Raw genomic sequence first — 12,201 nt, 5'->3', positions numbered from 1 at the left:
TTGATCAGACCTTCCTTAGATCCCTGTTCGCGTAATTCCAATCAGGAGGAAAGAAATGGCCGGTCTCGAGAATTTCCTGAGCAAGCAAGTTCTTTGTCGAAGCATCGGTATGGAAATAGTTCTGGTATCCGACAAAAAGATAGCCGATGAGGACAACCAGGTTGACGACCAGGAATGCCCCGACAGTGAATAGGAGCCAACGCTGATGGCGAGGGTTCGTCCACCATTGCGCGATACGCGCCAGCAAATAATTAACTTCCACGCCGATCATTCCTGGTCATCTCGTCTTCTCCAGTCATTTCAAACATCCATCGCAGCGTGCTCTCAAGAGGCCTGGCTGCAACTGTGCCGACTAACTCTTTAAGCCGGGAGCCATCGCCCACGAGACGCCTCACATCGTTAGCGCGTACAAATTTCGGATTGATACGCACATCGAGCTTGTGGCCGGAGATACACTCCATCATCTCTATGACATCAGCCAGCGACGTCTCGACTCCAGAACATACGTTGAATACATCTCCCTGCCCCACTGAAGATAACAGCGCGACATAGGCTTCGACCACGTTCCTAACGTCATTGAAGTCCCTGACGACATCAAGATTCCCCAACTCGATGGCAGGCTCCCTCCGACGAAAGTGCCCGACTATCTTTGGTAGCAGATACTTTTCATTCTGGCCTACACCTGTATAGTTGAACGGTCGCACGAACGTGATCGGAAGCTTCTGCGTCCATATCCTCGCCATGTATTCCATAGCCACCTTGCTTACCGCGTAATCATTCTGCGGCGCCAGAGGCAATCCCTCGTCAATGCTGCCTTCCACATTCCCATACACATTGGCGCTACTGACAAGCAGCGTGTGCAATGGCCGTTCCGGAAGCGCTGCCAGGCCTTCAAGTAAATTCCTGGTACCCAGCACGTTCACTCTATAAAGTTCATCAACATCGTCGTGGTCGACGAAAGCTACAGCTGCAAGATGTATGACGTAGTCGGGCGGCGACTGCATCAAGGCATCCAGCACCTGATCTCGTTGATTGATATCCACCTCGTGATCTGATGTGCACCCCCAGGCGATAACCCTGTATCCGGCTTCTGCGAGGGCTTGAGTCAGATAACGGCCGGTGAATCCAGAGGCACCCGTGACCAGAACCCGGCCGAGACGATCAGAACGAAGCGCCACGTTGATTCCTCAGTAGATCGGCGTCCACCATCATCTGACAAAGCTGCTCCAGTGTTGTCTTTGCCTGCCAGCCCAAGACCTCCCGAGCCTTGCTTGCATCGCCCACCAGCAGATCCACCTCAGCCGGACGATGGAACTTAGCGTTGATTCGTACGACCGTGGCGCCGGTCGCAACATCGACAGCAATCTCGTCCTCGTCGTTTCCAGTGAACTCAACATTCATTCCAGCTGCTTTGAATGCCATGCTCACAAAATCACGCACCGTCTCGGTCCGATTCGTAGCAAGAACAAATGTGTCCGGCTGCGCTGCTTGCAGCATCCGCCACATGCCTTCAACGTATTCCTCCGCGAAACCCCAATCGCGCTTGGCATCCAGGTTACCCAGCTCCAGCACGTCTACTTTTCCGAGCTTGATCTTGGCTACCGTGTCAGTGATCTTTCGAGTAACGAATTCACGGCCCCGAAGCGGACTCTCATGATTGAACAAGATTCCGCTGCTTCCAAAGATTCCGTAACTCTCGCGGTAATTGACCGTCATCCAGTGCGCGTAGAGCTTGGCGACGCCGTAAGGACTGCGCGGCCAGAACGGCGTATCTTCCTTCTGCGGCACAGCCTGCACCTTGCCGAACATCTCCGAGGTCGATGCCTGATAAAAACGGATCTTTGGGTTGACCAACCTGATCGCCTCGAGCACATTGAGGGCCCCTACGCCGGTGATCTGAGCCGTAGTACTTGGCTGTTCGAAGCTCACCCCGACGAAACTCTGTGCAGCCAGGTTGTAAACCTCGTCTGGCTGTACCTTATTTAGCAGAGAAATTGTCGCCCCCAGATCCGTGAGATCGTACTCGACCAGATGCAGATTGGGATGATCGCGAATTTCCAACTCTTCGATTCGCCAGAAGTTCACCGAACTTGTACGTCGATAAGTCCCGTAGACGATGTATCCCTTATCGAGCAGGAGCCGACTAAGATAAGCTCCATCTTGCCCAGTGATTCCAGTAATGACTGCAACGCGCATAAAATGTTCTCATTCCTAAATGTTTAAGCGTTCTGTTCTGAGATGGCGTCATGATCCAATACAAGCCCCCGCGACATATCGAGCAGGCGTATCATTAGTCGTGGCCAGCTTCGAACCTTGATCCACTCATCCTGTCCCTGCACCACACTCTCGATATTATCGTCGTTTAGCCATTGTCGCAGATCTTGTGCAAGCTCCTCAGGCGTGCACCCTCGGAATCGTAGCCCTTGACCTTCCAAGTCGGAAAATATTCCCAATGGAGTGCAGGCTACCGGGCGATGCGCCGCCAGACCAAAGCGCACTGCGCCACTTGCCGATTCGGCGGTATCCTGATATGGAAAAACCACAATGTCCGCGGCCTGTAGCAGGTTGAGACCGGTCTGCTCAGGAAGAAATTCAGTAAAAAATCTAACCTTTTCGCGAATGCCAAGCCTTTCGATTCGAGCAAGAAGCTTATCGCGCAACTTCTCGGATATCGGGTCGGGGAAAAGCGAATTGATCATGAACAGATATGCGTTTGGCTCCTTACGACTAAGCTCAGCAAATGCTTCAACTAATTCTGGAAGCCCCTTGTGCGGCAGCATGAAGCCATAAGAGGCAATAATCTTTGCATCGCGGCCAACCTCAAGGCGGTCACGTGCCTCCTGCCTACTTATGCGAACCCCGTCCATTGCTCCGTGGGGGAATATCGCTGCATTGCCCCCCAAACCGTAATCAATCAGTCGATTCAAGTCGTCAAGCGAGTGAACGAGTATCCGAGTAGCGGACTCAACGCCCTTGGCATCTCGCAAAGTCGCCTTGAAATCTGCCTTGTCCACGTCCTTGGTGGAATGCAGCACCAAGAGAACGCGCACATTGGATTTCTCGAGGCGAGACGTCAATGCTCCAAGCGCATCTACATTGAAGAAGCCAAAGTTGAACTGAAACACCACAACTTCGATGTTGTCAGCCAGGATTGTATCCGCAAGGCGCTCAAGAGAAGCCTCGCTTGCATCGGACCACTGATTGTTCAGAGAAAAACGGCCATCCGGTCGCGACGTGCCTATACGGCCATAGATGTTGATAGAAACTTCATCCAGGGGTAGATTCTCAAGCAAGTAGCGAGAGTAGGTGGCTATTCCGCAAGTCTCGTTCCAGGTGGATACCCAGCCTAGCCGTAGCGGTTCCAAGGAAAAATCACGCGCACGCCGCCTGACCGCCGCGCTCGCAGAAGTCACGCGACGGGCAACGCTTTCCCAACTGTACTCCCGCTTTATCAGGCCATGCGCATTAGCAACTCTGGCGGCAGTTCCTTCAAACTGTCCGCCTTGCACCTGACGCAGCAGTTCAACCAAGTGATCTTCGTCGGGCTCCGCCCACAGCGAGGAGTCACTGCCTGCAACATGGCTAGACGACGGTTTGAGTTGGTAGCGGATAGGGAATGCGGTCTGTTCCGTGCAGAATTCGGAATGCCCCCCCCAGCCCGTCGCGATTACGGGAAGGTCATGCAGCATGGCCTCTGCCATAGGCAGTCCAAATCCTTCACCGCGCGATGGGGCGACGTACGCATCGCATTCCCTGTATAAATTCCGCAATTGACCCGGCGTGTACTCATCCAGCAGCAAGGTGACGGGTGGATAATCGGGCTGGTTTTTGCGAAGTTCTTTCAATAAACCCGGCACTTCGTTGTGCGGGTTCGAGAACGTCTTGATGACAAGATGTACATCTTTACGTCCAGCAAAGGCTCGCCCCCAAGCGCGAAGTAACACATCCGGACCCTTGCGTGGGAAGCAGGAGGAGATATGCAGGAAACGATAGCCCTCCGGCAAAGCAGTAGGCAGCTGCTCCGCGGCCTGATCAAGGATATGATCGGCGCCTGTCCCAACGTAATGAATTGGAACGTTGACACCTGAGTTGCGCCAAACATTCATGACGAACCTAGATGGCGCTAGCAACACGTCGAGAGAAATGTTGAAGTCCGCTGCATACTGGGCCGGGAATGAAGACTCCTCCCAGAAGAAATAACCAGCATTGACTTGGCCACGCGCGTCACGAACGCGTGGCGGATACAGATTTCTGATGACCAAGTCAGGTATCGATCCCGGAGCATCAGACTGCAACAGTACGCGCACACGCGGCTCAAGAGCATCAATGGCCTGTTCCGAAGGCTGATAGTCACCTGGGCCCTCGGTACAGAACAGACATGTTTGCGCGCCAGCGTCATCCAATGCCAGCCCAAGTTCGCGATTGACTATCGCGAGACTATAACTGGAATCACATGGCCCTTCAATTCGCACTTCCGTCGCTGTGGAAATACCGGTTGCCAACTCCGGGCTCGCAGGCAATCTAATGCCCATACGCTCCAGGATATCGCCAAGAATTACCCTCATGTTGTTGCTGCGGAAATTATCCGCTCGAATCCGTTGCGCGTTGATTATCTCGCGACGCCGCGACCGACTCCTCATCAAGTGGAATAACTCGCGTGAGACGCGTTGCGGATCGGCATCCGGCAGAAGGATTCCTGCCCCACCCATCGTTTCGGCAACTGCGGCGGCATCCAGCGCGATGACTGGAAGGTCACAGAGCATTGCCTCGATCAGGGGAACTCCAAATCCCTCGTGTCGACTGAGACTGAGATAGCAGTCGGCACGCGCATACCAATCCAGCAATTCTTCATCCGTGATCTTTCCGGTGAACCTGACGATACCGGACAAGCCGAAGGAAGCAATGCGTGCATGCACATCGGAATAGAACTCCGAACCAATCTCATGGCTGCCCACGCAGACAAACTGGATTGGAAATGCCGGATAACTCTCCAACCACGACTTGGCAGCCTCTACGAGCTCCAGATGTCCCTTGTTCTCGCAAATCCTTCCCACAAATAGAACGGTCCATGGGCGTCCTACCGAAGCCTCCAGGCATCTCGGAGCGAGAACTCCAGCGTAGTGATCGTCGCGCACTAGAATGGGCAGCACGTCGACCCGTTCGAATCCAATTTCCCTGAGCTCGCGCGCATTGTAATCGGATACAGCAACGGCACCTTCCACTGCCGACTGAATTTGCTTCAGTTGCTTTCGACCAATCAACGAGTAGCGATGGAATGCCGATCCTACGGAAAAGAAATTGGCAGGCGTAATGTTGTGATACATCAAGACTTTTCGCGCCTGCAACGACAGGACCCAATCAAGAAGATCGTGCCCCATCGAATGCTGCACGATCAAAATGTCCTGCGGAGAAAGACAAACCGGTAAATCTGTATGCTGGCGCAGTTGTCCCGCAAGCCTCGGATCCAAATGTTCAACAAAAATTTCGGAGTCGAACCCCAATGCACGCAGTTGCTTCTGCAGCAGCAGCATCGAGTTCGTTACCGCATCGCCGTAGGCAGATCCTGAGTGAAATTGATGAATACGAATGAGTGGCACGGAGACCTTCCAATGAACTGTTAGAAACAGTCGATTTAGTTTCTGGCGTTCTTCAAAAGCTCAAGCACTTCGATGATACGCGCATTGATTAAAGCCTGCTTTCTAAACAAACGCTCATAGATTCTCAAGACAGGCTTGCTAATAAGAGAAACGCCAGGCAGTCTGCGTAAGGGAGCGGGCATTTCCCGCGGTGGAAGGATCATCCTCCTTAGCTCATCAACCACAACGTCGACGCGCAAGCTTGTTGCGGCACTGGTTACCGCTGGCTCGCTAACGCCAATCGACATCCTTTCGGGAGAGTAAGCACTTGCTAGCTCCAGCAAACGATCTTCCGCTGGAACTCCAAGAGCCGACACTGTCTCAACAGCGGCGCCAGACGAAAGATCCAGCTTCCGGGCAACACCCAGGGTTACTGTTAGCTTCCGCAATGGAGCTGTAATCTTCCAACTGCGTGATGACAGTATGAGCGCCAGCAAACGGCCTTGATCCGACAATTGATCCGACAGCTGATGACGCTCGTTTTGCAACTGCTGCAGCTGATTGACCAGCAGCTTCTGCTCCTCGATGAGCCTACCGTTAGCTAGCTGTAAGACTTGGATCTTCTCTTCGGACGCTTCAATCTTTTCTTCTAAAGTGACGAGGGCCTGCTGCTGCTCTTTAAGCAATGCAACTTCTTCCTGCAACCTCCGTGCCATCTCTGCACGTTCCCAATCAACGTGGCGAACGAACTTATCAAAGAAGTTGGGAGGCGTAGCGAAGTGCTTGCGCAGATCCAAATGTTCCTGCGCTATATAATAGCGATTCAACCCGTCGAAGTAAGCACATTCGTAGCCGGCATCGGTCAGGAAATGCTCCCATTGCGCGGAAACATCTACCTGACTATTCGGGAGCGTCGCTTCGACCAGAATGATCCAGGGGCGGTGCACAGCCAGTGTCAATCCCTGAAGCACTTGAACTTCAGCGCCCTCGACATCTACCTTCAGGAAATGAACCGGCCCCTTCGCGTACTCGGCCAGGACCGAATCCAGCGTGCGCACCGGCACGCTTTCGACCAGCACTTTCAAGCCATTCGCCGAATGTTCGGCAGCCAACTGGGCGTCCATCGTGGAAAGACCGGTGTCCGCGACCTCGTAGAACAGCGCTACACCGGTATCGCTACCGATGGCCGCACGCAGATTTGTGTCCAGAGGACGGTCAACACAAAGAAGTCCATGCCATGATGCTACCGGATCGATATTGACACCACGCCACCCACGCTCGTAGAAGGCACGGGTAACGGAGTCACGCAATGGATGCTGAGCGCCCACATCTACGTAAAATCCATCCTGAACATTCTGAAGCGCACGCCACAGCATGACATCTTCGAAATTTTGAGCGTAACTGACAAACGTAGACATCAACTAACGATCTCGATGTGTGGTGGCACCCATGCAGTCCCGACGAAATCGGGCTTGCTTATATTGGCAACGGTGAAGGTTAGAGCAAGCTCTCTCCACTCGTAGTTATTGACCAAATGCGTTTCCGTGCTAACTAGCGCGGTAGAGACCGAATAACTTCCCGCACCTAGGTTGGCATCGAATTTGATTTTGAAATTTACGAGCATACCGGCGCTTACGGTGTCCAGATGCTGCTTCGTGTAATGAGTGTTAGTGCCGAAAACTGGCTGACCCAAACGATCCTTGATCATATAGCCAAGGACAAGCCGTGCGATGTCAGCCACTGCGCGCACTTTTATCCTTAGCTCCACGCACTGCCCGACATCAATCATCTCGACGGGATTGCCATCATGATCGTATAAACCTATTTGATCGACAATCGCCTCCCCGGTTCCCGAAACGATTTGGTCCCTTCCTGATTCGTGCTTTCGAATGATAAGGGAAGCATTTTCGCGCTCTGCGATAAGCGCGTTGTAATAATCCATGACATCGTCCGGCGCGCCGTCTCGAACAATTTTCCCGCCGTCCAAAAGAATGGCACGGTCACAGATCGCCTGTATGGCGGAAGCATCGTGGGACACGATCAGCAAAGTCGTACCCATTTCGCGAAACTCGCGGATACGCTTGAAGGATTTATGTTGAAAATATGAATCACCTACCGAAAGTGCTTCGTCGACGATCAAAACATCGGGTCGAAATGCGGTTGCAACGGCGAACGAGACACGCATTTGCATGCCGCTTGAATAAGTCCTCACCTGTTGGTCGAAATACTCGCCAATCTCGGCAAATGCCTCTATCTCAGGCATGACCGCTTCTATCTGCTCCTGGCTATAGCCCATCAAGCCGGCAGAATGAAACACGTTCTCACGCCCAGACAACTCGGCATTGAAACCCATTCCAAGCTCAAGAATCGCTGCAATTCGACCAGCGCGTGAAACCTGCCCCTCGGTAGGATGGGCCGTCCCTGTAATGAGTTTGAGAAGCGTGCTTTTACCCGCGCCGTTTTGGCCAACTATACCCACAGTCTCGCCGGGGCCTATAGAAAAACTTATGTCGCGTATGACCCAATGTTCTTCGGCCGGCTTTACGCGGATACCGAACCATGAGGCAACCCGCGCCCACTCGCTCCCCCATTTGCGATAGGCTTTTCCAAGATTACTCACCGAAAGCATACCACTCATAGCGAGTCCACCATTTCAGGGCCGGCACGCCGAAACATCACGAGTGCGACCACCAGAAGAACAAGGGATACCAAAACCAGTTCAAAGATATCACCCCACAATGGGGGCTTACCGTATACGAGCACATTTTGGTAACTCGTCACGAGCGGATAAAGCGGGTTGTACTTGAACCAACGCTGTACTGCGTCCGGGAGGATATTAATGTTGTATACGATAGGAGTCAGCCAGAACAGCGCCTGCAGCACAACGGGCACTACCTGGCCGATATCGCGCATGAAGACATTCAATACACCCAGGATGAGGCCGACCCCCAGGGAAAGAAGTAGCGTGGTCAGGATCAGTGCAGGCAGCCAGATCAGGTGATGATCTGGAAAGTGCCCGAGCGCTGCGAAGACAACGAAAATCGCAACCAGCAGGAGCAGATTGGTCACCAACGTAGTGCCTGCTGCGATGAAAGGCAGGCATATTCGTGGGAACGCCATCTTTTTCATCAGGTTGCCACTATCAATAAACAGGCTGACACATTTCCCAATCGTTTCCGCAAACAGGTTCCAACCCAATGTTCCAGCCATCAAATAAAGCGCGTAGGCGTACTTATTGTCTATGCCAGGAAGCTTCGCTGAAAGAACCTCAGAAAGGATCAAGGCAAATATCAAAACCTGCATCAGCGGATGGATGATCATCCATAGACCACCGAGCCTGCTTTGCACAAAGCGAATCCTTAACTCATTCTTTATCGATGAGAAGATGAAATATCTGTACGCCCAAAGAGCGCGCAGCATGTCCTTCATGTGGATGACCTTTCTACGACAGGAAAACCCGCACTAGGTGCAGAGCCCTGATTAACTGGATGCTGCACTAATGCACAGCACTGCTCCTGCGCGACTGCCGCCGTTTCCTCTGCGGAGACATCACGCCTATCGATAAACTCTTGCCATACAATGGCACTCAACATGTTCCAGAAGCGAACCCCAGTCGCAGCCTTCTTTTCCTCAGCCGCATCTCTAGGGAGAATGACTGCGCAATCGACCACCCCGTGCCGCTTAAGCATATTCATTCCGCACACATCAGCCACGATCACACGCCTACACATCCTCAACTGCGCCAGTAAATGCTGCGGCCACTCCCCAATAAGGGATGGGTTTTCCAGAATCAGTAGCGTGGTAGAACGGCTACCATGCAGATAGGCAAGAAGTTTCTCAAGCTGCCCGGGCGGGAGAAGACTTTGATGATAATGGACGACTACCGCTGTGGCGTCCAGCCCGTCCAACTCGGCTATCAATTCGTCTGCCGCAGCTGTCGAATTCGGCTTCCAGCAGCAGCGTATGTCAGCGGACACCGGAACAAGATCGTCGCCGCCTTCTGCGGTCAGTGCCATGACTCGATACGAGCCCTGGCTAATCCAGGCCTCAATATCGGAAACGCCCTGGCACTCGGACTGCAGGGAGCCTATCCATGCGACGGAAGGGTGGCAAGAATCGAGTGGCCTTTCATGCACATCTCTGGAAAACTTAATTAATCTGAAGGCAACGTCATGCCAGTTGAAGTTGCGACGCAATAGCCTTCGCCCTGAGTCGACGCGGCGCATGCGTATATCCGCCGGCATTTGCGCCAGTTCGCACAGAAGAGCCGAAAGATGAGCTCGCGACGGCTCAGCCCATACAGAGAGCGGCATGTCGAAAAGCGTTCTGGCATAAGCAAATTCGTAGTCGATCAGCCATGCAGTTTCCGGCGTACAGAAGTCGGACTGCCCCCCCCAGGCGGTGGTGATCACCGCCAAGCCAGCGATCATGGCTTCGGCCATTGGCAAGCCGAATCCCTCCGCCCGGCTCGGGGCGACCATGACCTGGCATTGCGAGTACACGCTCTTCAATTGTGAGCCACTGAGATCGCGCTCAATGATCACCACATCGGGAAAACGAGGATGCGCTGACTTCAAATCCTGCAGTAACCGGTGGACGTCTTGCTGCGGATTGGCAAAAGTCTTGATGACCAGCGACACATCATCTTCATCGGTGAATGCATCTCCATAAGCCTGGAGCAACACATCGACGCCCTTGCGCGGCAAGCCCGATGACACGTGCAGAAAACGAAAGCTGCGCGCCTGTATCGGGAAATCCTCCCCATCTGCAATGCGGTCCCAATGATCTACTCCGGCGCCGCATACCGATGTCGGCAGCCCCACACCGCTATCGATGAGAACCTTCCTTACATGGGAGGATAGTGCCGAGACGCCCTGCAAAAACTCATTGAAGTCTTCTACCCAAGGAGTCGGAAGTTCCGACTCCTCCCACGCGTACGCATGCAGGAGGTTGAACCGAGAATCCATATCGGCCACGCGAGGTGGATAGAGCAAGCGGCTACTGACGTCAACCTTGCGTGCAGGAAGCGACGCTGCCGCAACATGCAGACGTGCAATCGCAGGGTCGGCGGAAAAGATGCGTGCGTCCGGGACGCTATCACCTGCACCGTCCGTTGAATGCAGCGCCACCTGCAAGCCTTGGGCATCCAATGCACGTGCCACTTCCCGATTAACCAGCGCCAGGCTGTAGCTGCTATCGAAAGGCCCCTCGATTCGCCATGACGGTTTGCTGGGTAACGGCTCGCTATGACGCAGTACGGCACGAAGAACATCTTCATTTGCAGCCATCGCTGCCGCAGCCTTGACCAAGTCCTCATCACTGACAGGCCCGGACTCAGCGCGCGCGTCAACAAGCGCCTCGATGACACGCTCGCGCTCTGCATCCGCTTGATCCAGTCCGGCACTCCAGCCAAATCGCATATGCGCGTGATCAGCTCGTAGTTCGAACGCATCCAACGCACGCGAAGCGCTGGACGCCCAGGAAAATGCCCTCGCACGTAACAAACCATATTCGCGCAGATCACGTAAGAAATCCGGCGTTTCGATGACATGCTGGATGGCTGCCGCCATCTCCGTGGTATTTGTAGGATCAAACAGAGCGTCATCGCGACCGATCACTTCCGGGATGCTACTCATTCCAGAACCGATCACAGCTGTGCCGCAAGACATGGCTTCAAGAACCGGCAAGCCGAATCCCTCCTGCAACGAGGGAAAAACGAACAGCGTAGCGGCGCAGTACAATTCGACCAGAGCACTGTCGCTCACCTGTCCAACCCGGACAAGGCGATCGGACGCAATCGCAAGACGACGAGCGACCAGCATCATCCGATCGTTTTCTAGAGCGGTGACATGACCCGTGATGACCAACTGATATCGCGCACGGGTCGACTCTGGAAGAATCGCATAGGCGGCAAGCAGTCGCTCAAGATTCTTGCGCGGATCCATTGCCCCGCTGCACATCAGATAGTCGCCGTGGATGCCATAATCAACCCGTAAGCGATGACGGAGCTCGTCATTGACAGCGATCGGCCTGAAGATGTCGGCCGCGGCCGATGAAATATTGACGACGCGTTCTGGCGATACCGGCAGGCGCTCCTCCACATCCTGCTTGACATAGTCGGAGATGGTGAGCAGCAGGTCGGCGCGCTGCAGCGACGCCATCTTGTCCGTGTACCACATACGGGCCCAAACTGCCTGTAGGTACGCAGGGTCGTGAAGAGGTATCAGGTCATACAACGTCGCTGCCGTGAACGGAGACGATTGGCGAGCCCCAATCGAGGTGACCGCATAATCTTGCGCGCCTTCCACCAGGCTAGACACGTGCACGACATCGGGCTGCAGCGCCCTGATGAAGGACTCACGGGTCTGCTCGGATGCAATGCGACGCCAGCGATTTGCCGGATCCTGCCAACAGGCCGGTTGCACCGAATGAAAGCAGATCATGCGCTCTGGCGGCAGCAACGCTGCCAGTTGGCCAAGTTCCGGCGCCTGCATATCCGCATTGGTAACGATCCAGAACTCGTGGCCTCTGGACTGGCGCAGCATAGCGTCGGCCAGTGCCAAGGAGTAGCGGCCGATACCGCGATGCCGGCTTGCCGTCTGCGCCCCCTGAAGATCGATCACGA

Annotated in this window: 8 protein-coding genes; all 8 read right to left on the bottom strand. The window is 54.1% G+C overall.

Annotated features, from left to right (window positions below):
- Nucleotides 1-4: 4 nt before the first annotated feature.
- Genes J7360_RS19295 through J7360_RS19260 form a run of 8 tightly spaced genes read right to left on the bottom strand, consistent with a single transcriptional unit; the run spans nt 5 to nt 12,199 of the window.
- On the bottom strand, nt 5-262 hold the full coding sequence (locus J7360_RS19295; protein ID WP_209034533.1) for a hypothetical protein: 258 nt from the start codon (nt 260-262) through the stop codon (nt 5-7).
- On the bottom strand, nt 252-1,178 hold the full coding sequence (locus tag J7360_RS19290) for an NAD-dependent epimerase/dehydratase family protein (protein WP_209034531.1): 927 nt from the start codon (nt 1,176-1,178) through the stop codon (nt 252-254). Before J7360_RS19290 ends, J7360_RS19295 begins: the two co-directional genes overlap by 11 nt.
- Nucleotides 1,162-2,196 carry a GDP-mannose 4,6-dehydratase gene (gene gmd, locus J7360_RS19285; protein WP_057662867.1) on the bottom strand — a complete coding sequence of 345 codons (1,035 nt, stop codon included), beginning with the start codon at nt 2,194-2,196 and terminating at the stop codon, nt 1,162-1,164. The genes J7360_RS19290 and gmd overlap by 17 nt, the downstream gene beginning before the upstream one ends.
- Before the next feature lie 23 nt (nt 2,197-2,219).
- Nucleotides 2,220-5,597 carry a glycosyltransferase gene (locus J7360_RS19280; RefSeq protein WP_139792829.1) on the bottom strand — a complete coding sequence of 1,126 codons (3,378 nt, stop codon included), beginning with the start codon at nt 5,595-5,597 and terminating at the stop codon, nt 2,220-2,222.
- A 35-nt stretch (nt 5,598-5,632) separates the two neighbouring features.
- On the bottom strand, nt 5,633-6,994 hold the full coding sequence (locus J7360_RS19275) for an FkbM family methyltransferase (RefSeq protein WP_057662862.1): 1,362 nt from the start codon (nt 6,992-6,994) through the stop codon (nt 5,633-5,635).
- Nucleotides 6,994-8,214, bottom strand: a complete 1,221-nt coding sequence (locus J7360_RS19270; protein ID WP_057662859.1) for an ABC transporter ATP-binding protein — start codon at nt 8,212-8,214, stop codon at nt 6,994-6,996. Before J7360_RS19270 ends, J7360_RS19275 begins: the two co-directional genes overlap by 1 nt.
- A complete protein-coding gene (locus tag J7360_RS19265; protein WP_209034529.1) occupies nt 8,211-9,005 on the bottom strand; it encodes an ABC transporter permease in 795 nt (264 codons plus the stop codon). The genes J7360_RS19270 and J7360_RS19265 overlap by 4 nt, the downstream gene beginning before the upstream one ends.
- Entirely contained in the window at nt 9,002-12,199 is a 3,198-nt protein-coding gene (locus J7360_RS19260) for a glycosyltransferase (RefSeq protein ID WP_254894411.1), read from the bottom strand. Before J7360_RS19260 ends, J7360_RS19265 begins: the two co-directional genes overlap by 4 nt.
- Nucleotides 12,200-12,201: the final 2 nt, after the last annotated feature.

This window comes from Xanthomonas sp. D-99 (assembly GCF_017746145.1).
GTDB lineage: Bacteria > Pseudomonadota > Gammaproteobacteria > Xanthomonadales > Xanthomonadaceae > Xanthomonas > Xanthomonas cissicola.
The sequence above is the reverse complement of the archived record's forward strand: the minus strand, read 5'-3'. Positions and strand labels throughout refer to the sequence as shown.

Coding starts and splice junctions, on each gene's coding strand:
- gmd (WP_057662867.1), bottom strand. CDS start 2,196: ATGCGCGTTGCAGTCATTACTGGAATCACTGGGCAAGATGGAGCTTAT.
- J7360_RS19275 (WP_057662862.1), bottom strand. CDS start 6,994: ATGTCTACGTTTGTCAGTTACGCTCAAAATTTCGAAGATGTCATGCTG.
- J7360_RS19270 (WP_057662859.1), bottom strand. CDS start 8,214: ATGAGTGGTATGCTTTCGGTGAGTAATCTTGGAAAAGCCTATCGCAAA.
- J7360_RS19265 (WP_209034529.1), bottom strand. CDS start 9,005: ATGAAGGACATGCTGCGCGCTCTTTGGGCGTACAGATATTTCATCTTC.